The organism is Desulfothermus okinawensis JCM 13304, assembly GCF_054654515.1.
In genome coordinates this window covers 38404-60689 of the sequence record NZ_BAAIEW010000021.1, presented here as the reverse complement: position 1 = coordinate 60689, position 22286 = coordinate 38404, and the positions used below count along the sequence as shown (strand labels likewise).

Sequence of the window (22286 nt, the reverse complement as noted above, 5' to 3'; positions counted from 1 at the left end):
GATTATATTTTGTAATTCTTGACTATATTTTTTTTCATTTACATTTACATTAAAAAAAATATCATTTTCTTTATGGTTATTATTTTCATGGATATCATCTTGCAAAAGCCTTCCCATAAAACTATTTAAATCCTTAGTCATTAATTTACACTCACAATCATTCGAACTTAGGTATTTCTGTAGCTTTATAATAAGCTCATTTAATTTTGGGTCATCGGAAACACCTTTTTTTAACATGTCAATAAGTTTTCCTATTTCACCATGCATCATCTTCTTAATACCATCTAAATCATTATTTTTCATCTGTTTTATTAAATCATTTTTAGAGAAACTTTCATTGGAATTAATCAGTGATAAAAGTAAAAATACCAGGGGTAAATCTTCCCCATTTGTTTCTTTATCCATTTTTGGTTTTCCCTGAGAGGATGTTGTCAAAAGAAGATCCAGTTGATTTGAAAATGTAGGATGGGAATTAAGACAAGACAGGTTTGAATCAAGTTTGATTTTAATTTTTGAATTAAATTGTTGGGTGTTTAAGTTTATATTGGTAGGTAAAAATTTCATCTTATCCCTCCTTGTTACAAAAATATCAAATTGTGTGCCACAAGGAGGGATAAAAATCTTGCTTAAAAACTTTCGAGATATTTTTCCACTTGTTCAATGATAAATTCAGGGGTAGAGGCCCCAGCAGTTAGACCAATTATATTTTTTCCCTCAATCATTTCCCTGCTGATATCATGTATAGTCTCTATGTGATAGCATTCTGTTCTTGTCGCCCTTACAACCTGGAGCAGCCTCCTTGTATTTCCACTATTGTATCCACCAATAACTATTACCACATCTGAATTTTTGGCTATTTCTATTGCCTCTTCTTGTCTCAACCTAGTTGCATCACAAATTGTATCTAGAATAGGAAAATCTTTCCCAAATCTATTTTTTAAAAAACTTACAATTTCTATAAATTCCTGTCTCTCCTGGGTGGTCTGAGAGGCCAAAAAATAGTTCTTATCTAAATCCAAACTAATTGATTTAAGTTCCTCAATTGAAGAAAAAACTATCCCCTTACATAAGGCATGACTTAAGAGTCCCTTTACTTCTGGATGCTCCTTTTCCCCAAACAAAAGCAAAATTCTCTCTAAAGAATATTGTTCAATCAGCCTCTGGGCCTTTTTTACTTTTGGGCATGTTGCATCTATTATCTTTGCCCCCTTTTCTTGAAGCTGTTTATACAACTGTTTTGGTACTCCATGTGCCCGAATAACCACCACATCATCTGGCCCAATACTTGATACATCTTCTATTGGGACCACTCCCTTTCTCAAATATATATCCACCACCTGTGGATTGTGTATTATTGGTCCCAGGGTATATATTTTTTTTAATGGGTACCTTTTTATGGCCTCATCTAACTTTTTCAGGGCAAGACCAACTCCCATACAGAATCCAGCCCGTTTTCCCCTGATAATATTCACCTTATATCCTCCTCTAACATTTTAAGTAATCTCTCTATATCATCCCATGAATTCAATTTAACCGCCATTTCCCTAAAGGCCTTAGATCTGTCAAAACCTCGTATGTATCTGGCCAAAATTCCCCTTAATCTATATATGGGATTTTTATCCCTGCCAAATTCCCTGATAAGCTCTATGTGAGTCCTGATAACATGGATTTTTAATTGCTTATTCCTTCTTACTCTTAATTCATCAGGTTTGGACATTGAATTTTGGTCATTGCACCTTAAATTTAAAAGCACTTTATATTCTTTAAAAACCAGAGGGTCTCTAAGTGCTCCTCTGGCAAACATTATGGAGTCTGCCTGTGTATTTATAATACAATTTACTGCGTCTTGGGCTGAAAATAGATCTCCTGAAGCTATTACAGGAACATCACAATTTGCCTTTAACTTTCTTATACACTCCCAATCTGCCTTACCAGAAAATCCCTGTTTGGCGAACCTGGGATGACACCCTATCCACCTAATCTTTAGCTTACTGGCAATTTCCCCTACCTTAAGATACACTGGATTATCTTTATTCCATCCCAATCTGATCTTTACACCAACTCTATCTGCCCCTGCAGCATCTACCATACTCATTAAGATATCTTTAAGTCTTCCAATATCTTTTAAAAGGGCAGCACCACCCCCTGTCTTTGTAACCTTTTTAACTGGACAGCCAGCATTCAGATCAAAGTATCTATAACCCATACTTAGAAGAATAGAAACAGCACGGCCAATACTATATGGATCTTCACCAAAAAGTTGAACAATCAGGGGAGAATCTTCTTTTGTTGTCTCTATGTACTTCATTGTATTATCAAAATTATAAAAAAGTCCCTTTGCACTCACCATCTCTGTGACTGTAACATAACAGCCAAGTTTTCTGCAAAGGAGTCTAAAAGGCAGATCGCTGTATCCCGCAAGGGGGGCAAGCCATGGATGGTTGGGAGATATTATCAAATCTGTCATGGGTTAAATGTAAAGACTAATACCCTGGTCTGAATCTTTTGCGTGTTTTAAAATAATGTGGGGATATAATTGTTTTACTTCTAACAAAACAAAATCACTAGCTCCAATGTTGTCCTTAAGTAGGGCTATTAATTTCACTTCATCTATTTGGATAACTGCCCTTTTTTTGTCAATTAGCTTTAACACTTTTGCCCTTAACCTATCGCCTACCTTATATCTTTTTCTAAACTTTTTTACCCTGGTTTCATCAGGGGAAAAGTATATAAGATTGTTAAAGGACTTTTGTCTCCTAATTTTCATAGGTTTTGCTGCTCCAAAATCCACTCAATCTCTTCAATACTAAGCCCGGTCCTCTTTGCCAGAGACTCTAGACTCTCACCATTTTTATATCCACTAATAATTATCTCTTTGAGTACCTTAGGTGAATTTGAAGCTTCCTCAAGCTGTTTTAAAATCTCTCTAGCCTCACCCAATTTTTTCTCCAGTTTAGAGTCTAGAATCATAAGTTCCCGCTGCCTCTCTTCAAAGCTCTTTACAAGCTCTTTCTCTATTTGTTCATTAAAACTTAATTTGTCTAAAAGTTCTTTTTGAGACTGTTTTAATCTAAGTAGAAAATCTTCAGATCTTTTTAAACGGTAAAAAATAAAGATAATTGTTGTGAGTAAAAATACTTCTATTATTGTTGAAATAATAAGTAAATATGTGGGAATCTGCATCTTCAAGTCCATATTAAACCTTTATATCCACAAATCTTCCCCTTGTTCTGTCCTTTAGGTCTCTTTGTTCTTCACTTTGCCCTTTGTCTTTGCCACGTCTCTTATTTCTATTTTCCTCATGCCCACCTTTTCCTTCTTTATCTCCTCCCACCTTTTGAAAATTACTCCCCTTTGAGGACTCTTCGATCTCTTTGTTGACCATCTCTTGCTTTTTTTCAACTTCCCTTTGAATACCTTCCTGTAAATTAAAAGGACCCTTTTGAATATCTCCCTGAATCTTTTGTACCCTTGGAACCTGTGATATTACTACTGAAAAATCAAAATTTCCAGGCATGTTAGTACCTTTTATTCAATCAAATAATCTTTTAAATATATTTTTTTTATCTTTCCATAAACAAGGTATTGATTGATTATTGATAAAATATCATTTTTTAATAGGGGAATATTTTCTTTTTTTAGAAAAAACTCGAAATTCTTATTTTTTAAATAGTAATATACTGCATCCCTAATAACTATTCTCTTTCTATTTAACTCCCAGCTAAGGCTACCAGATTCATATGACAATATCAATGTTATATGCAAGTACCTGTGGCCATCTGCCACTGGATAATCAACCCAAAAAGGTCTTAGTGTGAGTTGTTCTACCCGCGGCTTTGGTGGAGGAGGTTTCTCTTTTACTTCTATTTTTTTTTCAGGAGCTTTTTTTTCTTCCTTTGGAGGGGCTTTCTCTCCTTTGAAAAAGAAAAAAAATAACAGGGCAGCAACTAATATAACTCCCCCTCCAATTCCTAAAAAGATAATCTTTTTTTTCCTACCAAGGGATGTGTCTTCTTCCTCTTTTTCTGAAACCTCTTCTTTTTTTTTCTCCTCTATCTCTTGCTTAACTTCTTCTTCCTTTTTCTCTTCTTCTAACTCTTCTTCCAGAAAAGGGGCATCGTCTAAATCCAGTTCTACCTTTTGCTCAGGCCTTGATGGAGTTTTTTTTATCTCTCCTACAGGGCTGGACTCAGACTTATCAGATAGAACCTCGTCTAACTCTTCATCTATCTCCTTTACATCTAACTCTAATTCTTTTTCTTCTGCCATTATGGACCTCGTCCTTTTATGAGAAACTCCTTTAACTTTGATATGGCCTGGGAGTGGAGTTGAGAGACTCTCCCTTCAGTTATATTTAAGACCTCTGCCACTTCTTTCATTGTGAGCTCTTCAACATAATAAAGCGATAAGACCATTTGCTCTCTTTCTGTTAACTTTTCTATATAATGTGAAATCTCAGAAATTAATTCTTTTTTTTCAAGGAGGGTCTCTGGGTTATCGTCCCCACTATTTAGGATATGACTTATAGCATCTATGCTTATAAGCAAATTATTGTTTATTATTTCAAGGAGATTTTCTATATCTCCCTCTTCAAGTCCTGTTTCTTTTGAAATTTCTTGAGTGGTTGGCTCGCGTCCCAGGGATTGCTCAAGATTGTACTTTACATTTTCAACTAGTTTCACATTTCGTCTAAGTCCCCTACTGAGAAAATCTTGACGTCTTAGTTCATCTAAAATAGCCCCCTTTATCCTATTCTCCACAAAGGTTTCTAATTTTACATTTTGGGAACCATCAAAATTTCTCAGGGCCTCCATTAGTCCAACGCACCCAGCAGAAATCAGGTCGTCTAGCTCAACATTGACAGGGACTTTATTCTTGATCCTATAGGCTATAATCTTGACCTTCTTGATTAGAGAATCAACCACCTGTTCCTGTAGTTTTGACCCTAATTCCACCCAACTGGACACTCCATTTAAATAATTTGATATCCCATTAAGTGGAGTCCCGCCACTGTCATTGACCCTGGAATAGGAGTTTTTTCCAAAAGAATTTGATGTTCCCATCTACTTCATTTTTTATATTTTTTATAGTTAATAAATTCTCTACAATATTACTTAACTCTATGGATGCAACACTTTCGGGAAATTTTTTGCAAAAAGGTACCTGCAATCTCACTGCATCAACTACCGTCCTGTCCTTTGGAATATATCCAAGATAATTTAGAGATACACCCTTTAAAAAACGATCACAAGCCATATACAACCTTTTAAAAACTTCCTTTGCCTGCTTATTATTTGAACACATATTTATAATTATAAAAAAATCATTAATACTGTGTTGTTGATTTAATACCTTTATTAGGGCATAGCTGTCTGTTAGAGATGTTGGTTCCGGGGTCAAGACCACTATTCTATATTGAGTTGCCATATTAAAGTAAAGCACATTGTCATTTATTCCTGCCCCAGTATCAACTATAAAAAAATCCAACTTATCTTCCAATGGATCCAGTGCGTCCAGAAATTCCAATTTCTGTCCTGGTGAGAGCGTTGTTAGTTCAAGTACACCTGAAGGAGCCGGGAGTATGGAAAAATCGTATTCAGTTTTATATAAAACCTTATCCAGGGTTATCTCATTTGAAAGCAGGTGAAATATATTTAATTTTGGAGTGATACCCAAAAGCACGTCCACATTTCCCAAACCTAAATCTGCGTCTAACAATATGGTATTATGACCCTTTTTTGCAAGAAGATATGCCAGATTTACTGATATATTTGTCTTTCCAACTCCACCTTTTCCTGAGGTTATAGATACAACAATGGGTATCTTTGCTGAAATGGAGGGATTGATATTAGGTCCTGGTACAGAATAGCTCACAACATCCTCCAATTTATGACTTTACAATCCAACTCTACCTTCATCCTTCTACCTTTTACTATAAAATTTTGTGTTTGAAAACTATATTCCACAAGTTGATTTTATCAACAGGTAAAACTGAATTTTTCAGCTGGGGCCCACTTGTTATCATTGAGATAGGCAGTTGGGTCTTAAAAGCAGTATATATCATGGTACCGAATATACATGCTTCATCTAGTTTTGTCCATATAAGAGAGGTAAGCCTGTCAGAGAGGAACTTTGCCAGATAGTGATCTATTTGATGGGTGGAATAAAGGGGACTTAAGACCAGATGAACACTTAGGTGATCCAGGAGACTCAAGGGAGATTCCTCCCACCAGGAATCTAAATTCATTTCCCTTCTTAGACCTGGGGTATCAATGAATACTCTGTCAAACTCCCCAAGGTCTGCCGCTAGGGCAGTAGCATCCCTGAGTCCATTTAAGTCTCTATAACAAAAATTTGAAAGCTCTGCATAGTGTTTCAAAAAGAGTTTTCCCTTTCCATGGTAGTTATCCACATTAACCAGGCAGATTTTGGCATCTGGCCTGTATCTTTTGAGTCTCAAAGCCAATTTTAAGATAGTGGAGGTCTTTCCAACACCATGTGGTCCAACCATCACATGACATTTATTTGACTTAAATAAACTATCTATGGAAACCGTCTTAACCATCCCATTTAAAATGTCCATAAAGGACCTTCCATTTCTCTTGAGTAGAGAAATCAAGCTCACTATAAAATCCTGGCCCACGCCCTCTAGTTCTAATTGTCTTATGGCGGCCTTTTGCCTGGAAGATAGTGAAGGTATATCCAATGAATCCTTTAATAAGGAAAATATATGCTCTTTAAATTCCTTCCATTCCCTGTACCAGATCTCCTCAGTCTTAAATCCCTGGTTGCTCTTTTTTTCTTTTTTTTCAGAGGAGGTATCCAGGTCCTTTGCAGCCATTACAATATAAACTTTTTTACCATTCACCTCCTCTGTCTTTGTATTGAGAATTATTGCACTGTCTCCCATTTCTAATTTTATTTTCTGGAGTATCTCATGATGTGAATGTCCTCTGTAGGTCTTAACTTGCATTGTTTAACCTCACTATTGCTACAGATTCTAATTTTACGTCTGATGGTATTTCTCCATGGGACAGGACAGGAAGGTATGGAATGAATCTGGTTACCAGCTTTGCCAAATGGGGCCTAATCTGGATACCTGTTAGAAGTACTGGCTGCCCATCTCTTACCTGAACCTTTTCAAAGGTATTTGAGATAGCATTTATAATTTTTTGTGCCAGTTGTGGAGGCATAGATAAATAATAATTCCCTCCTTCTGTCTGTCTAATGTGCTCTTTTATCATATTTTCTAAAGAAGGGTCTAGAGATATTACGTTTAATACACCATTACTACTTAAATATGGAGTTACAATCGTCCTGGCGAGCTTTTGTCTTACAAATTCAGTCAACTGGTCAGGATCTTTTATGGATGTACCATAATCAGCCAGTGCTTCAACAATTGATAACATATCCCTAATGGACACACCTTCTGATACCAGATTTTGAAGTACTTTTTGTACAGTACCAAGGGGCAATATATCTGGGACAAGTTCTTCCACTGCCTTTGGAGCACGCTTTGCCACTGTATCCAATAGTTCCTGGGTCTCCTGTCTGCCAATGAATTCGTGGAGATGTTTTTTAAATATTTCACTTAAATGTGTAGCTATCACGGTAGGGGGATCCACAACAGTGTATCCTGCTAAAATTGCCTCCTCTTTTTGTTCTTCAGTAATCCACATTGCTGGCAAATTAAATGCAGGTTCTTTTGTAGCAATGCCTTTTATCTTCTTCTTTGCACCTCCTGGATCCATTGCCAGATAGTGATCAGGCAAAACTTCTGCAGTTGCAACTGGATTTCCCTTGATCTGAACCACATATTGGTTTGGCTTTAAATTTAAATTATCTCTAACATGCATAGAGGGAATAACAACCCCCATCTCAAGGGCTATTTGTCTCCTAATTGACCGTATCCTCACAAGCAAATTTCCATCCTGTTGTTCATCAACAAGTGGTATCAGACCATAACCAACTTCCAGGGACAAAGTATCTAAAGGAAGTAAAGATTTCACATCTTCTGGGGTCTCTATCTTTTCTTTCTCCTTTTTGTCTGATTCTTCTGTTATTTCAAGCAACCTTTTTGCATATTTCTTTGACAAAAACCCAAGGCCACATACAAGTGAAGCCAGGACAAAGAAAGGAATTGTGGGCATACCTGGAACCATCCCAAAGATCACAAGGATTGAAGAGACCAAAAAAAGCGCCCTGTAACTATATGTAATCTGCTCAATCAGTACAGAACCCAGACTTCCCTGATCAGCAGAGCGAGTAACTATAAAACCCGCTGCAGTGGACATGATAATGGATGGAATAATAGACACAAGTCCATCACCTATGGTGAGAATAGTGTATGTCTTTGCCGCTGTTAACCAGTCCAAATCCTTTTGAAACACACCTATAAAAAATCCACCAATTATATTGATCAAGGTAATCAAAATTCCTGCATTCACATCACCTTCAACAAAGTTACCAGCACCATCCATAGCTCCATAAAAATCCGCTTCCCTTCTAATCTCTTCCCTCCTCTTTCTGGCCTCTTCCTCAGTTATAATTCCAGCATTAAGGTCTGCATCAATGGACATCTGCTTTCCTGGCATGGCATCTAAAGTAAACCTGGCGGCCACTTCACCAATCCTTTTCATACCACGGGCAATAACCATTTTATTTAAGGCAAATAAAATCAAGAACACCACAAGACCAATGGCATAATTTCCCCCAACCACAAAAAAACCAAAGGCCTGGATAACCTTACCAGCTGCGGAAGACCCTTGATCCCCATATAATAGTATCCTCCTTGTGGTGGCCACATTTAAAGCAAGCCTGAGCATTGTGGCAATCATGACAACCGAGGGAAATACCGTAAAGTCTAGAGGTGATTCAACAAACATTGCTGTTACAAGCACAACCAGGCTAAAGGATATACTTAGAGTAAGCATTAGGTCCAGAAACAAAGGAGGCATGGGAATGAGCATCACAAAAAGTATCAGGGCAACACCAAGAGCAAGTAAAATGTCTCCCTGTCTTAACAGATGTCCCAGATCAAATCTGATCTTCAATGCCTCTTTCGCCATAATTTTGACCTAACCTTTTTTTTAAAAATTCAATGGTCTAAGTTAGATACCACAAATCCAACTTAAACAAAGTTTATACGAAGATTCCTCCACCACTCTTATGGTCTGTATAATATTAATTTGTAATTACAAGAAATTAAGTTCTAATTATAAATCAGAGTCAATTAATTGTCCTGTTCTAATTTTCTGTATGTTACCTACTACTATATTTTTTCCTGAATTTCTCTAAGCTAGCAAGCACCGAGGCAACGGCCCTGTATAGTTCTTCTGGAATCATCTCTCCAACTTCCACACTCTTATACAATGCCTGTGCCAAGGGCTTATCTTCTTTAATGGGGATATTGTGCTCTTTAGCTATATTCTTTATCCTCTCAGCAATGGAACCAGCACCCTTTGCAACCACTATGGGGGCAGGGGCCTCATTTACGTCGTATTTTAGGGCCACAGCAAGGTGGGTGGGGTTTGTAATAACAACATCTGCCTTTGGCACTTCGCTCATCATCCTGGACATCATAACTTCTTGCATCTTTCTCCGCTGTTTTCTTTTTATTTCTGGATTTCCATAAAGTTGTTTGTGCTCATCTTTTACTTCTTGTTTGGTCATCTTAATACTCTCTTCATATTCCCACCTGGTATAGAAAAGATGTATAATGGCCATAATTATTAAAGGAACCATCAAAATCCATGTAACTTTATAAATGAGAAATAACATATTTGATGCAATAGAAGGGATATTTTGAAAAAACAGGGAAGGGAGGTATTTAATCTGATTTTTCACAGTAAAATATGCAAGTGTTCCAACCAGTCCCACCTGAAAAGAGCTTTTTATGATCTCAACTCCAGTATTTAACGAGAAAAACTGATTCTTCAAATTATTTACTATGTTAAATCGTCCCCATATTGGTTTTAATATCTTGGTTAGAACGATCTTTCCGATCTGAAGCCTAATTGCAATAACACTCATTATTGCAATTAATAGAACAATTGGCAGAATTATAATAAGGAGCTTTTTCATACAATATAGGAGCAAATAATAGGTGGAGTTCTTTGTAATTTCCATTTTAAAGCTACTCATTATAAATCTAAATACATCAAATATATTTTCACACATAAATTTTATTAAAACCCTCAAACCAATAATACCTGCCAAAAGTACCACTACCTTTGATACTTCTTCACTTCTAGGTACCCTACCTTCTTCTCTTCTAACCTTATCCCTTCGCCTTGGGGTAGCCTTCTCAGTCCTGTTTGGATCTTTTTGTGGCATATTAAATCCTTATGCTGTGTCTGTGAACTGTGTCTGTGGTCTGTAACTTTCACCTACACCCACACATACACACATAATCAAGGTCTTTCTCTTATAACACCATTAGCGACTTCATAATTTGGTCTAAATTTACTATTAGATCCTTTAAAAAATAGGCAAGTAAATTAAATAATATACCCATGAAAAAGAAACCAACTGCAATCTTTATTGGGAAGCCCACAAATAAGACATTTATTTGTGGGGCTAACCTGGCTACAATACCCAGGGAGCAACTAACTAAAAGTTCTGCTACCATAACTGGGACAGCTATTTTTATTGCAAGGACAAATATCTGGGAAGAAAAATATATTAAGCTATCAAATACATGGGGATTTACCAAAATAGCCCCTGGTGGAACAATATCAAAACTTTTTGCAAATCCAGCCAGTAAGTAGAGATGCCCATTAAATGTCAAAAACAACAAAAGGGAGAGCATATAAATTAGTTGTGCAGTTATGGCAATGGAGGTTCCTGATAAAGGATCCACCACATTCATCATTGCAAAGCCCATCTGATATCCAATAATTTGACCTGCTAGTTCTGTTGCTGCAAAAAGGCATCTAATTGCCAGGGATAGAACCATTCCAAAAATCAATTCCCCAAAAATCATTACAAAAATCCCAAAGGGATGGGCTGGGAAATAAGAACTACTAAAATGTAGATAAGGCCAGAGACCAAGGGTCATAATAAGACACAGGGCAGCTTTCACCATGTTAGGCACGCCCTTGCCACCAAAAAAAGGTAACAAAAATACCACCACACTGATTCTAATAAGGGTTAATAAAAAGCTTAAAAAAGCTGCGTAGTTAAAATTAAAAATATCCATATGGGAAGTTCAATATTTAAAATTCAAGGTTCTCAGTTTTTAATAGCAAATTTCATACCTTTATAGCCAATTGAAGCTACAAATAACTAACGCACAAATTGGGTTGTAAAATCAATCAAAATGGTTTAGACATGGGACAAAATTGCTTTAGATAAAAAAATAAAATATTAAACAACATTGAACTTTGAACTATAAAACCAGGAGGTAGAGACATGGAAAGACCAGTAATAGTAAGCGCAGTGAGGACCCCTGTTGGGTCTTTTGGTAAATCTTTAAAAGATGTACCTGCAGTTAAGCTAGGGACAATTGCTACAAAAGAAGCAATAAATAGGATAAACTTAGATCCAAATTTGGTAGATGAGGTAATTTTAGGTAATGTACTACAAGCAGGACAGGGGCAAAACCCTGCGAGACAGGTTGCAATACATTCAGGAATACCCCAGGAAAAAGTGGCTTTTACAGTAAACAAGGTATGTGCATCTGGACTAAAATCTGTGGCACTGGCTGCACAGTCTATAATGCTCCAGGATGCTGATGTAGTTGTTTGCGGTGGTATAGAAAATATGTCCATGGCACCATACGCCCTTGCTAATGCAAGGTGGGGACATAGGATGGGGGATGGAAAACTAGTTGACCTCATGATCTTTGATGGACTCTACGAAATATTTAACGGATATCACATGGGAATAACAGCTGAAAATATAGCTGAAAAATACAACATCTCCAGGGAAGAACAGGATGAGTTTGGATATGAATCCCAGATGAAGGCAAAGGCAGCATTAGAGGCAGGAAAATTCAAAGACGAGATAGTACCAGTTGAAATACCTCAGAGAAAGGGAGACCCCATAATATTTGATACAGATGAACACCCAAGACCAACCACCACCATGGAGGCACTGGCAAAGCTAAAGCCAGCCTTTAAAAAGGACGGAACAGTTACAGCTGGAAATGCCTCAGGAATAAATGATGGAGCAGCTATTTTAATTGTTATGTCAGAGAAAAAGGCCAAAGAGCTTGGGCTTGAGATTCTGGCATACATCAAGGCCTATGCAGCTGGAGGTGTAGATCCAGCATATATGGGTCTTGGTCCCATCCCTGCTACTAAAAACGTACTCAAAAAATCAGGAGTAAAATTAGAAGATATCGACATAATAGAATTAAATGAGGCATTTGCATCACAGTCCATTGCATGTATAAAGGAACTGGGTCTTGACAAATCAAAGATAAATCCAAATGGGGGAGCAATTGCCCTTGGACATCCAATTGGGGCATCAGGAGGAAGAATTCTTATAACACTTTTATATGAAATGATGAGACAGGACAAAAAACTTGGCCTTGCCACCCTATGTATTGGGGGTGGGCAGGGATTTGCCATGATAATTGAGAGACCATAATGAGGGAGCGCGAGAAAGACTGTAAATATTGAGGGTTCAAGCTGGCCAGCTGGGTTTATATGCGCTCGGCCTGGTCAGCTTGAGTTTGTTAGATATTGAACCTTCAGCCTCATATTTCCCAAAAGTGTAGGAAACCAACTAAATACACACATGAAAAAGCATAAAATCATCTCAATAATGCTACCAGTGATTCTTTGTATCCTTTTATCCATAGTTTTAAGCTTAGACCACATGGAAATAACACTTTCAAAATATTTTTTTGATCCAGGTAGGGGATGGTTTTTAAGAAATGCTCAACCATGGAAATTTTTGTATCTCTATGGCCCAATTCCAGCGATTATCATGGCAGGTGCAGGATTTTTGACCTTTGTTAGTGGATTTTTTATAAAAAAAATAAAAAAATACTCTCGCATAGGTCTATATTTATTTTTAGTAATGGTCATTGGTCCTGGGATAATTGTAAATGGAATCCTAAAAGGCCACTGGGGTAGGCCTAGACCAAGACAAACAAAGACCTTTAATGGAAAACTCCCGTACCGAACTTTTTGGCAAAAAGGTACATCTGGAATGGGCAGATCATTTCCTTCTGGACATGCCTCTGTTGGATTCTATCTTTTTACCCCATATTTTGTATTCAGAAAAAAACAAAAAAAATGGGCTTATTTTTTCCTTACCCTTGGCATAGGGAGTGGACTCTTAATAGGCCTTGCCAGGATAATACAAGGGGCCCATTTTATAACTGACATCATATATTCGGGATTAATTGTTTATTTAACGGGGCTAGTTACAGCAATGGCCATGCATGTGGAAAACGAAATCTAAAAAATCATTCCCTTGGCCAAGGGGTACACAGTCTACAAGGTGCATACCCCTTATAAAAGGCCTCATAAAGGGAAGAAAATTTTACTCTATGCTTCCAATAAATTTTTCGGCCCAACGGACAGCTCAAGGTGTGAAATCTAAGTTCTTTTCTATTTCCAATATATCTTTTATTTGCTGCATCCATTGTCAAAATCCTTGCCCAAAAACCCCTCCTCTGGTCCATGGCCATCCTTTGAGCATTTAAAAATTTTTTGGCCATGTCCTTTTCCAGGTCATGGTGGGGAAAATAAAAAGCATACCCTTCCTTTATCATGAGTAAATTTAAAAAACGACCATCTGGAAGGTATACATAGGCAACAAATCTCCCATATCTGTCCTTGGTTAAACCATATCTTTTTATTATCACGTAACGTTTTTTTATTAGTTGAATAAGCCTTTTTTGGGCCTCTTTTGCATAATACTGGTCTCTCTCTCCTCTTTTATGGGCGATCTCCGGACTATCTATTCCCTTTAAACGAACAAATTGGTTTCCTGCTGTAATAAAGGTATCCCCATCAACTACCCACCTAACCTTTACCTTCCACTCATTTGGAATAGATCTGGAATAACCATTGAACTGTGTCTGTGATCTGTGAACTGTGATCTGTGAACTGTAACTTTCACACACACATGCACATACACACACAGATACACACATTAAGATAAGGGATAACACATCAATTTTTTTATAAATCATAATAGGCCTTTAGAATCTGACTTCTAGATGGGTGTTTTAGTTTTCTCAGGGCCTTTGCCTCTATCTGCCTTATCCTTTCTCTGGTCACATTAAAGAGTTTTCCTACTTCCTCCAAGGTGTGATCAGACTTTTCCCCAATACCAAATCTCTTTCTAATAACCTGCTCTTCCCGTGGGGTCAGCTCTGATAAAATCTTATCTATCTGTTCCTCTAACTTTGAATGCACCACTTTTTCAGCAGGGGCAACAGCCTTTTTGTCTTCAATAAAATCACCCAGACTTGAATCTTCTTCATCTCCAATGGGGGTTTCAAGGGATATAGGCTCCTTGGCAATCCTGAGTACCTTTTTCACCTTTTCCAATGGATAATCCATCCTTTCTGCTATCTCTTCAGGAAGTGGTTCTCTTCCAAGCTCCTGCACAAGGTATCTGGATGTCCTGATAAGCTTATTTATGGTCTCTATCATGTGGACAGGTATCCTAATTGTCCTGGCCTGGTCAGCAATGGCCCTGGTTATTGCCTGTCTTATCCACCATGTGGCGTAAGTGGAAAATTTGTATCCCCGCTGGTATTCAAATTTATCCACAGCCTTCATAAGACCAATGTTTCCTTCCTGAATTAAATCCAGAAACTGAAGTCCTCTGTTTGTGTATTTTTTTGCAATACTCACAACCAAACGTAAATTTGCCCTGATAAGTTCTTGTTTGGCCTTTATGGCATATTCATTCCCATACTTCATTCTCCAGAGAATATCCTCTAACTCATTGATGTCATGACAACAATTCTCTTCCAGCCTCTTTAAGATCTCTACCTTTGCAGTGAGCATTTCTTTAAAAGAAAAGAGCTCTTCCACAGTCATATTGAGCTCTTCAGCCGCAACTATTGGTTTTATTTCCCGCTTATCCAGTCTTGAAAACAGTTCCTCAATCTCTGCCTGGGTCTTACCAACTGATATGATATAGGCAGAATAATCCCTCCTGCAGTTATTCATCTGCCTAACATAGTCTTCAATATGCTCAATGACTTCATCAACTAGTTTTTTCTCAAGTTTTATTGCCCTAAGCCTATCTACTATCTCCATCTTTAAGTCTAAAAATCTGTCGGCCAGGGCCCGGGTCCTCTTATTTATTGTGCAAAGATCATTTAGCTTCTTATATAAGTGCTTCTTCTTTTTGTATATCTGTTTGATTTCCTCAAGAAGGGAAATAACCCTTTCCCTTTGGTTCATTTCCTCCTCAGTTGGATCGTCCTCTTCAATTGTCTTTACAACATCTTTTAATTTTATATGTCCCTTTTTTAATTCTTCCCCTACATTTATTAAATACTCTACTGCAACAGGAACTTCAGCAAAGGAATATAGGACCTCTAATTCCCCTTGTTCGATTTTTTTGGCAATCCTAACTTCCCCTTCTCTATCCAATAGGGGCACAAGCCCCATCTCATGCAAATACATCCTCACAGGATCAGTGGACCTGGACGGCTCGCTTATATCTTTGTCCTCTTCTGCAGGGAACTGCTCGAAATCCAGTTCTATGTCCTTTACAATCTCTATCTTCTTATTGGTCTGCTCGTCTACTATGGAAATCTCAAGTTGTTCAAAAAGGTTAATTATTTCTTCAAACTGCTCTGGTTCATTTATATCAGAAGGAAGGGCGTCGTTTAATTCTTGAAAAGTCAAAAAACCTTTTTCCTTACCTTTGGAAATCAAGGCCTTAATGTGCTGAATTTCTTTAATGCTTTTCATTCTCCCCCCTTTTTATAATTCAAAGTTCAACGTTCAAAGTTCAAGGTTTATCAACATATTAGATATGTTCTTCGTACAAAACCTACAAAGCACTAACTTCTAGAACCTCAAGCCTCCCAATTTCCATACCTTAAACCTTGGACATTGAACTTTGAACACCAATTAACGCCTAATTTTTGGCTCCCTTTAAAAGTTCATTTATCTGAGAAAGATAATATTCTATTTTTTCGTTATCTTTTTCCATTTGGGCACGCATTAGCTGCTCTCTACACTCCACAATTTTCTTTTCCCTTTGTTTTCTTTTCAAAAATCTCTTTAATTCTGACCAAAGCTTCTCAAAATCTTCATCCCTCTCTTTAAAAAACAGGGACTCAATGTAAAAGGACCGCTCTCTATCATCTAAATTATATAGGACTTCTTCAGGAGTATAGTAGTTTAGCTTTTCCCATAAAGTCTTTGAGAAATCATTCTTTAGATAATTACCAGCACCCAACTCTTTTAATTTCTCTAAATAATCTGGAAAGCAAATGGCAAACCGTAAAACCTCCACGTCTCCAACACATATGCTTGTCCTTTTCAAGAATTTGTCTGAACTAGCTGGAGCTTCTTTAATATTTCTCTTTAGTTCAACTTCAGGTATACCAAATTCCCTGGAGAGTTGAGGAAGATAAAAACCCAAAAGCGCAGGATCTTCAAAAGAGCTGACAAAGTCTCTACACCAACTAATAACTTCCCTTGGTGAATGTGTTAATTTAATCATCTTCGCACAAAAGGCAAGACCTTCATTTGCGCTTTTCAGTAATTTGTCAAGTCCATTATTCCCATATTTCTGGAGATATGTATCCACATCTTCACCCAGAGGCAATTCCACTACATCCACCTTTGTTCCATGGGCAAGAAACATCTGAGCACTTTTTAATGCTGCCTTCTCACCAGCCTCATCACCATCAAAAATAAGTATTGCCTTGTGACTCAGCCTGGATAATTTTTTTACGTGAGATTCTGTTAGTGCAGTCCCTAAAACTCCACAGGAATTTTTATATCCATATTGGTGTAACCTGATTAAATCAATATATCCTTCGGTCAAGATAACACTTTTTTTTAGGCTAATTTCCCTCCTGGCCTGATAAAGACCATATAAATTCTCCCCTTTTTTAAATACCTCATTCTCACTTGTATTTAGATATTTGGGCTCTCCATCTCCTATTATACGACCACCAAAACCTATGCATCTGCCAGAGACATCAAATATTGGGAAGATAATCCTATCCCTGAATCGGTCATATATTCTATTCTTCTCATTTTTTACAACAACCCCTGCCTCCACACAGGAAGTTATGGAATACCCTTTTTTTATGAGATACCCTTTAAGGGCATCCCAAGAAGCTGGAGCATACCCTATTTTAAACTCTTTTATTAATTCTTCAGTTATATTTCTGTCCTTAAGATATTTAATGGCAAAATCGCTTTTTCTAAGAAATCTTCTAAAAAAGTCCAAACAAACACTATTTATCTCAAACAGGATGTTTCTCTTTGAAGGAAGAATCCTATCTATTTTTTTTAAATCAACATCAACTCCAGCCTCTTTTGCCAGCTCCAATACACCGTCGTAAAAATCCAACCCATTTATATTGCAGTAAAAATCAATTATATCTCCAGAGGCATGACATCCAAAGCAGTGGTATAGGCCTAAATTTGGATCAATATAAAAGGAAGGTTTTGTCTCCTGATGAAATGGACAAGGTCCCCTAAACCTTGCCCCTACCCGCTGCAAGGGAACATATCTCTCAACCAAGGATAAAACATCTATTCGATCTTTTATTTCTTGGATGATTTCTTTGGAAATCATACTCAACACTAAAATCCAATTTTTTAAATGATCGTGGGTAGTACCTCGTTTCTACCACTCCACCACATTCCCCTGCCTTACTCCCAATGCCCAAGCCACTACGTTCATGTTTTTTAGATTTTATGTCCCATAATATAGTGAGTAGTGAATAGTGATTAGTGACAGGTTTGGGTCAATAATTGGTAGTGGTTAGAGGTGGACAGCCAGTTCACTAATCACCAATCACTATTCACTTTTTAACGAAGTTTAACAATTGTAACTCCATCTCCACCCCTATCTTCTGGGGCAAAATAAAAGGAATCAACATTTGGGAGTTCACGCAAAATTTCATGTACCCGGCCCCTTAGGATACCCTCTCCCCTACCATGTATGATTTCAACAGAACTGGCACCACGATATATGGCCCTGTCTAGAAATTGGAGGAGCTCTACCTCTGCTTCTTCTACCCTTTTACCTCTAATATCCAGGGATGAAAAGGACATTTTGTCTCTATCTAGTCTCACCATTACCTTTGGATCAGATCCCTTTTTCTCTCTTGATTCTATCAGGTGAACCTCATCTAATCTCACCCAGATACTCACTCCTGAAATATTCAATTTTATCCTGGCTTGTTTTATGTCTATTTGTTCCACCACCCCTTTTTTTGACCATGGAATATATAAGAGCTCAGAGCCTAACTCCAATTTATTTATGTCTATGGATTCACTAGAACCCATCCTATCTTGATTTGAAACCTTTTTATGTATCTCTTTTTGCAACCTCTGTCTGTATTCCTGTAATTTTTTTTGGGCAAGCTTTCTCTGAATCCTCTGCTCCCTATATGCTGTAATTATTTCCTTAACTCCACTACTTATTTCATTTATTAACTCATTTACCTTTTTTTCAAATTTCTCCTTGAGTCTTTTTCTTTCTCTCTCAAGTTCTATCTCCTTTTGCCTTAAGTTTATGAGTTCCTTCTCCCTTTCAACAGCAAGGACATTTAATTTCTCAATAACAGAATTTGTCTTTTCATCATCAATAAGGAGATATTTTTTGGCCCTCATTAAGATCTCTTGAGGCATACCAAATTCTTTTGCAACATCAAGGGCCTGGGAAGTCCCCACCTGATCATAAGCTATCTTGTACAGGGGCTTTTTGGTCTTGGGATCAAATAGAACTGTTGCTGCCCTCACTTTATCATTGTTTAATGCATATACTTTAAGGGATGGAAAATGTGTAACAGAAAAAATCCATGCACCCCTCTCAAGCAAACAGTCCAAAACAGCCTGTGCCAGGGCAGAACCCTGTGAGGGATCTGTACCAGATCCAAACTCATCTAACAAAACCAAAGTGGATTTTCCCACCTTAGGCCAAATATCCCTAATTTTCTTAATCTGGGCAGTAAATGTGCTTAAATTCTCATGCAAGGACTGTTCATCTCCTAAAAAAACAAAGATATCTTCCCAAAAGGGAATACTACTACCATCCAAACATGGAACAGGAAGTCCACTATAGGCCATCAACGCACAAAGTCCCAGAGTCTTTAAGGATACAGTCTTCCCCCCAGAATTTCCACCAGTCAAGATAAGGGCCCTCTGGCTCTTTTCTAAAATTATATCCACCGGTTCAATCTTATCCCCATATTCAATAAATAATATTGGATGTCTTACATCCCTTAGAGAAACACTACCCTCATCTATGTTTATTATATTGCCCTTGATTTTCTCAGAAAATAAAATCTTCGCCCTTATTATATCCACATCAACCATCAACTCATATAGAGTTAAAACTTTATCTATATCCCCAGTTAAAAGAGAGGTTAAATATTTTAGAACCCTATTTATTTCTTCCCTCTCTAATTTTCTAAGTTCTTGTAATTTATTATTTAAATCTATTAAAAACAGCGGCTCAAAGTAGCATGTCTCACCACTTTGAGAATAGTCGTGGACAATTCCCTTAATCCTACCCTTAAAATTTGATTTCAAGGCAATTACATACCTGTCTGAAGAAATGGTAAGATATTCATCCTGGAGCATCTGAGATATATTTTGATCAGCAATAAATTCATTTATTTTTTTTGTACACTGCCTTTGAATCTTTCTTATCTCCCCCCTTATTGATGCAAGATTCGGGCTGGCATGGTCTTTTATGTGGCCATTTTGATCAAAACACCTCCTTAATGCCTGAAAAAGTTTTTCAGGCCAGGGTAAAGTAGACAAAGAAACAAACAAAACTGACAGGGATTCTTGATCCAACTCTTTAACCAAGTCCTTTAACTTGCTCGCCTTGTCCAAAAAAACAGAAATAGCCCAAAAGCCATCTTCATCTAATACTTTACCAGAATTTATGTGGGAAAATATTCCATCCAGAGGGGGAAAATCCAGAGGGAGTCCTTTAAACTCATCCTTATACTCAAAGGCCTTTTTTAAAGCAGCAAGTTCTTTTTTTACATATGTCTCATCTATACCAGGCCTGATATTTAAGGCCTTTTTTTTACCACTTTCTGAGACACAAAAATCTGAAATAAAATTTAAGACATTGTGATATTCCAATAAATCAAGGGTATTTTTTTCCATGGGCAATCCACTTTTTGGACCCACCCGCTAACACCTCTCAAGACTATGGTTTTGCCCTTATATCCTCCACACTTTACTTTTTATCAATACCTTGAGGTGCTGTGGGCAGGTTTATATATTTAGCTAGGAACAGTTAAATTATTATGGAAGGAAATCAAAAAAAGGAAACACCCCCTATAAAGGGGCGTTTCCCCAGACTTTTTCCAGAAAAAACTAAATCAAACCTGCTTTTCTTAGCTTTTTCATAAGCCTTTTTCTAGCAGCAGCCTCTTTCTTTTTCTTCTTTACACTGGGTTTCTCATAATGCTGCCTCTTTTTCAACTCTGAGAGGATCCCTGCCTTTTCGCACTGCTTTTTAAACTTCTTTACGGCAATCTCAAAATTATCGCCATCTTGTAAAAAAACTCCTGGCACTAAGCTCACCCCCTTTCTAGATAAGTAAAACACTAAGAATCAAACTTTAAAAAAAATCCTTTTTAATGGCAAGAAAAAAAGGAGGTGTAAATACATATCCACCTCCTTTTCTAGGCTTTTACAAATAGAGTAACTGATTATTTTACTAGCCAAACTCTGAACTCAGCTTAATCAATTTGGCTTTTTTCTTTAAATACCTCTATTAGAGATTTAAAAACTACCAGTCCCACTCCAGAGCCAATAACCATAAGTATAATGTAAACTATCCCAAAGAATATTGCATGATCAGGTCTCCACCAGGGCAAGTCCTGGGGCAACATTGAATGGATTGTTTCGCCAGGAAGCATATTTTTCCCCTTGAGTTATTGTTTAACAGCTTCTTTTAAGAGTTTTCCTGGTTTAAACTTAACCACTTTAGCTGCAGGAATAATCATTTCCTCACCGGTCTGAGGATTTCTACCCTTTCTTTCTTTTCTCTGAACCACCTCAAAGGTACCAAATCCTGTGATTGTGAGTTTTTGATCATTTTGTAAGATCTCTTTGATGGCATCAAGGCAAGCTGCTACAGCTTTCTCTGCCTCTGTTTTTTTCATTTCTGCCAGTTCTGCAACCTTTGCAATAAGATCTGCCTTTGTCATTATATCTTCCTCCTTTGATTTTTGGGGCCTTTATGTTTTTTATTCAGCCTACTAAAACTTTAATCCAGATTTGTTTCAAGTAACTAACGTCTAATAGATAGGAAATCTAATATTAAATAAAAAGCTCTGTCAAGCTATTATCCCTCAATTCACAAGCAAAAAACTCTCCTGCTCAAAAAATGACCTGGGAAATTTCAATATAATCTTCTACACTTAACATGTTAGGACGCATATGTCCCCTGAGGCCTCTTTTTTCAAAAAGAGCCTTCAACTCCCACCCCCAATAGCCTTTAAGGAGATTCTTGATTTGCTTACGGGGACTATTAAAGCATATTTTCAAAGTGCTTGATAGCCTTTTTTTTAAGTAGTTGTCTAGAAAAATCTTCTTTGGCTTAAGAGAAATTACCTGGGACATTACCTTTGGCCGTGGATAAAAACAATTTGGATTTATTAAAAATTCTAATTTCACATCACAAAAGGTCTGCACCCAAACAGATATAGGACCATATTTTTTTTCACCTACCCTTGATCCTATTTTTTCAGCCACCTCCCTTTGCACAGTAAACACCATAATATCTATGTCCGTTAACTGAGAAGTTAGATCCCATATAAGTGTTGTGGAAATATTGTACGGCAGGTTTCCAACAACCTTGTTAAATTTCCCATTTATCCTTGACCAGGGGACATAAAGGGCGTCTGTCAGTATCACTTCCACATTCAAATTCTTTTTTATGAAAAAGGCAAGTTCCCTGTCTTTTTCCACGGTCAGGAGAGTATCACACCTATTAGCAAGATATCCGGTTAATGCCCCTTGCCCTGGTCCAATTTCAATTATCTTGTCATTATCTGTTGGAGATATTATCTTAACTATCTTTTTTAAGATATTGTGATCTATTAAAAAATTCTGACCTAAGCTCTTTTTGGGAAAAAACAT

The 22286-nt window shown here is 37.2% G+C and carries 23 protein-coding genes; 2 read left to right on the top strand and 21 right to left on the bottom strand.

Annotated elements, in window-relative coordinates:
* The 13 genes from ACYQ0O_RS09165 to fliR all read right to left on the bottom strand — a co-directional run.
* Positions 1 to 564 (bottom strand): hypothetical protein (locus ACYQ0O_RS09165; RefSeq protein ID WP_459892339.1); only part of this gene is annotated, 564 nt, incomplete at its 3' end.
* 62 nt (positions 565 to 626) lie between these two features.
* Positions 627 to 1472: a 4-hydroxy-3-methylbut-2-enyl diphosphate reductase gene (ispH, locus tag ACYQ0O_RS09160; RefSeq protein ID WP_459892337.1), complete on the bottom strand. Its 846-nt coding sequence runs from the start codon at positions 1470 to 1472 to the stop codon at positions 627 to 629.
* Complete coding sequence (locus tag ACYQ0O_RS09155; RefSeq protein WP_459892335.1) at positions 1469 to 2467, bottom strand: tRNA dihydrouridine synthase; 999 nt, start codon at positions 2465 to 2467, stop codon at positions 1469 to 1471. Before ACYQ0O_RS09155 ends, ispH begins: the two co-directional genes overlap by 4 nt.
* A gap of 3 nt (positions 2468 to 2470) precedes the next feature.
* Positions 2471 to 2767, bottom strand: a complete 297-nt coding sequence (locus ACYQ0O_RS09150) for a hypothetical protein (RefSeq protein ID WP_459892333.1) — start codon at positions 2765 to 2767, stop codon at positions 2471 to 2473.
* Complete coding sequence (locus ACYQ0O_RS09145; protein ID WP_459892331.1) at positions 2764 to 3195, bottom strand: hypothetical protein; 432 nt, start codon at positions 3193 to 3195, stop codon at positions 2764 to 2766. The genes ACYQ0O_RS09150 and ACYQ0O_RS09145 overlap by 4 nt, the downstream gene beginning before the upstream one ends.
* A 1-nt stretch (position 3196) precedes the next feature.
* The gene (locus ACYQ0O_RS09140; RefSeq protein ID WP_459892329.1) at positions 3197 to 3517 is read right to left on the bottom strand and encodes a hypothetical protein; all 321 of its coding nucleotides are present in this window, start codon (positions 3515 to 3517) and stop codon (positions 3197 to 3199) included.
* An 11-nt stretch (positions 3518 to 3528) separates the two neighbouring features.
* On the bottom strand, positions 3529 to 4269 hold the full coding sequence (locus ACYQ0O_RS09135; RefSeq protein WP_459892328.1) for a flagellar basal body-associated FliL family protein: 741 nt from the start codon (positions 4267 to 4269) through the stop codon (positions 3529 to 3531).
* Positions 4269 to 5063 carry a FliA/WhiG family RNA polymerase sigma factor gene (locus ACYQ0O_RS09130; protein ID WP_459892327.1) on the bottom strand — a complete coding sequence of 265 codons (795 nt, stop codon included), beginning with the start codon at positions 5061 to 5063 and terminating at the stop codon, positions 4269 to 4271. Before ACYQ0O_RS09130 ends, ACYQ0O_RS09135 begins: the two co-directional genes overlap by 1 nt.
* Entirely contained in the window at positions 5014 to 5835 is an 822-nt protein-coding gene (locus ACYQ0O_RS09125) for a MinD/ParA family protein (RefSeq protein ID WP_459892341.1), read from the bottom strand. The genes ACYQ0O_RS09130 and ACYQ0O_RS09125 overlap by 50 nt, the downstream gene beginning before the upstream one ends.
* A 97-nt stretch (positions 5836 to 5932) precedes the next feature.
* Positions 5933 to 6973 carry a flagellar biosynthesis protein FlhF gene (locus ACYQ0O_RS09120; RefSeq protein ID WP_459892325.1) on the bottom strand — a complete coding sequence of 347 codons (1041 nt, stop codon included), beginning with the start codon at positions 6971 to 6973 and terminating at the stop codon, positions 5933 to 5935.
* Positions 6963 to 9068: a flagellar biosynthesis protein FlhA gene (flhA, locus tag ACYQ0O_RS09115; protein ID WP_459892323.1), complete on the bottom strand. Its 2106-nt coding sequence runs from the start codon at positions 9066 to 9068 to the stop codon at positions 6963 to 6965. The genes ACYQ0O_RS09120 and flhA overlap by 11 nt, the downstream gene beginning before the upstream one ends.
* Positions 9069 to 9261: 193 nt before the next feature.
* Positions 9262 to 10335, bottom strand: coding sequence for a flagellar biosynthesis protein FlhB (flhB, locus tag ACYQ0O_RS09110; protein ID WP_459892321.1), 1074 nt, complete (start codon positions 10333 to 10335; stop codon positions 9262 to 9264).
* Between the two features lie 91 nt (positions 10336 to 10426).
* Positions 10427 to 11200 carry a flagellar biosynthetic protein FliR gene (fliR, locus tag ACYQ0O_RS09105; protein ID WP_459892319.1) on the bottom strand — a complete coding sequence of 258 codons (774 nt, stop codon included), beginning with the start codon at positions 11198 to 11200 and terminating at the stop codon, positions 10427 to 10429.
* A gap of 212 nt (positions 11201 to 11412) precedes the next feature.
* On the opposite strand from fliR, the gene ACYQ0O_RS09100 reads away from it, so the two are divergent.
* Together ACYQ0O_RS09100 and ACYQ0O_RS09095 are read left to right on the top strand one after the other, a co-directional pair.
* Positions 11413 to 12594: an acetyl-CoA C-acetyltransferase gene (locus tag ACYQ0O_RS09100; protein ID WP_459892317.1), complete on the top strand. Its 1182-nt coding sequence runs from the start codon at positions 11413 to 11415 to the stop codon at positions 12592 to 12594.
* 150 nt (positions 12595 to 12744) lie between these two features.
* A complete protein-coding gene (locus tag ACYQ0O_RS09095) occupies positions 12745 to 13416 on the top strand; it encodes a phosphatase PAP2 family protein (protein WP_459892315.1) in 672 nt (223 codons plus the stop codon).
* 4 nt (positions 13417 to 13420) lie between these two features.
* Here the strand turns inward: ACYQ0O_RS09095 and ACYQ0O_RS09090 are convergent, their stop codons facing one another.
* The 8 genes from ACYQ0O_RS09090 to rsmA form a co-directional block, all read right to left on the bottom strand.
* Positions 13421 to 14152, bottom strand: a complete 732-nt coding sequence (locus ACYQ0O_RS09090; RefSeq protein ID WP_459892313.1) for a thermonuclease family protein — start codon at positions 14150 to 14152, stop codon at positions 13421 to 13423.
* Positions 14142 to 15896, bottom strand: a complete 1755-nt coding sequence (rpoD, locus tag ACYQ0O_RS09085; protein WP_459892311.1) for an RNA polymerase sigma factor RpoD — start codon at positions 15894 to 15896, stop codon at positions 14142 to 14144. The genes ACYQ0O_RS09090 and rpoD overlap by 11 nt, the downstream gene beginning before the upstream one ends.
* Positions 15897 to 16065: 169 nt before the next feature.
* Positions 16066 to 17745, bottom strand: a complete 1680-nt coding sequence (gene dnaG, locus ACYQ0O_RS09080; RefSeq protein ID WP_459892309.1) for a DNA primase — start codon at positions 17743 to 17745, stop codon at positions 16066 to 16068.
* Between the two features lie 236 nt (positions 17746 to 17981).
* The gene (locus ACYQ0O_RS09075; RefSeq protein ID WP_459892307.1) at positions 17982 to 20300 is read right to left on the bottom strand and encodes an endonuclease MutS2; all 2319 of its coding nucleotides are present in this window, start codon (positions 20298 to 20300) and stop codon (positions 17982 to 17984) included.
* A gap of 213 nt (positions 20301 to 20513) precedes the next feature.
* A complete protein-coding gene (gene rpsU, locus ACYQ0O_RS09070; protein WP_459892305.1) occupies positions 20514 to 20714 on the bottom strand; it encodes a 30S ribosomal protein S21 in 201 nt (66 codons plus the stop codon).
* Positions 20715 to 20881: 167 nt separating this feature from the next.
* Complete coding sequence (locus ACYQ0O_RS09065; protein ID WP_459892303.1) at positions 20882 to 21061, bottom strand: hypothetical protein; 180 nt, start codon at positions 21059 to 21061, stop codon at positions 20882 to 20884.
* 15 nt (positions 21062 to 21076) lie between these two features.
* Positions 21077 to 21352, bottom strand: a complete 276-nt coding sequence (locus ACYQ0O_RS09060; RefSeq protein ID WP_459892301.1) for an HU family DNA-binding protein — start codon at positions 21350 to 21352, stop codon at positions 21077 to 21079.
* 172 nt (positions 21353 to 21524) lie between these two features.
* Positions 21525 to 22286, bottom strand: a complete 762-nt coding sequence (gene rsmA / locus ACYQ0O_RS09055) for a 16S rRNA (adenine(1518)-N(6)/adenine(1519)-N(6))-dimethyltransferase RsmA (RefSeq protein WP_459892299.1) — start codon at positions 22284 to 22286, stop codon at positions 21525 to 21527.

Excerpts from the sequence above, each read along its gene's own strand:
- ACYQ0O_RS09155 (WP_459892335.1), bottom strand. The coding sequence starts at position 2,467 with ATGACAGATTTGATAATATCTCCCAACCATCCATGGCTTGCCCCCCTT.
- ACYQ0O_RS09150 (WP_459892333.1), bottom strand. The coding sequence starts at position 2,767 with ATGAAAATTAGGAGACAAAAGTCCTTTAACAATCTTATATACTTTTCC.
- ACYQ0O_RS09145 (WP_459892331.1), bottom strand. The coding sequence starts at position 3,195 with ATGGACTTGAAGATGCAGATTCCCACATATTTACTTATTATTTCAACA.
- ACYQ0O_RS09140 (WP_459892329.1), bottom strand. The coding sequence starts at position 3,517 with ATGCCTGGAAATTTTGATTTTTCAGTAGTAATATCACAGGTTCCAAGG.
- ACYQ0O_RS09135 (WP_459892328.1), bottom strand. The coding sequence starts at position 4,269 with ATGGCAGAAGAAAAAGAATTAGAGTTAGATGTAAAGGAGATAGATGAA.
- ACYQ0O_RS09130 (WP_459892327.1), bottom strand. The coding sequence starts at position 5,063 with ATGGGAACATCAAATTCTTTTGGAAAAAACTCCTATTCCAGGGTCAAT.
- ACYQ0O_RS09120 (WP_459892325.1), bottom strand. The coding sequence starts at position 6,973 with ATGCAAGTTAAGACCTACAGAGGACATTCACATCATGAGATACTCCAG.
- flhA (WP_459892323.1), bottom strand. The coding sequence starts at position 9,068 with ATGGCGAAAGAGGCATTGAAGATCAGATTTGATCTGGGACATCTGTTA.
- flhB (WP_459892321.1), bottom strand. The coding sequence starts at position 10,335 with ATGCCACAAAAAGATCCAAACAGGACTGAGAAGGCTACCCCAAGGCGA.
- fliR (WP_459892319.1), bottom strand. The coding sequence starts at position 11,200 with ATGGATATTTTTAATTTTAACTACGCAGCTTTTTTAAGCTTTTTATTA.
- ACYQ0O_RS09100 (WP_459892317.1), top strand. The coding sequence starts at position 11,413 with ATGGAAAGACCAGTAATAGTAAGCGCAGTGAGGACCCCTGTTGGGTCT.
- ACYQ0O_RS09095 (WP_459892315.1), top strand. The coding sequence starts at position 12,745 with ATGAAAAAGCATAAAATCATCTCAATAATGCTACCAGTGATTCTTTGT.
- ACYQ0O_RS09090 (WP_459892313.1), bottom strand. The coding sequence starts at position 14,152 with ATGATTTATAAAAAAATTGATGTGTTATCCCTTATCTTAATGTGTGTA.
- rpoD (WP_459892311.1), bottom strand. The coding sequence starts at position 15,896 with ATGAAAAGCATTAAAGAAATTCAGCACATTAAGGCCTTGATTTCCAAA.
- dnaG (WP_459892309.1), bottom strand. The coding sequence starts at position 17,745 with ATGATTTCCAAAGAAATCATCCAAGAAATAAAAGATCGAATAGATGTT.
- ACYQ0O_RS09075 (WP_459892307.1), bottom strand. The coding sequence starts at position 20,300 with ATGGAAAAAAATACCCTTGATTTATTGGAATATCACAATGTCTTAAAT.
- ACYQ0O_RS09065 (WP_459892303.1), bottom strand. The coding sequence starts at position 21,061 with ATGCTTCCTGGCGAAACAATCCATTCAATGTTGCCCCAGGACTTGCCC.
- ACYQ0O_RS09060 (WP_459892301.1), bottom strand. The coding sequence starts at position 21,352 with ATGACAAAGGCAGATCTTATTGCAAAGGTTGCAGAACTGGCAGAAATG.
- rsmA (WP_459892299.1), bottom strand. The coding sequence starts at position 22,286 with ATGTTTTTTCCCAAAAAGAGCTTAGGTCAGAATTTTTTAATAGATCAC.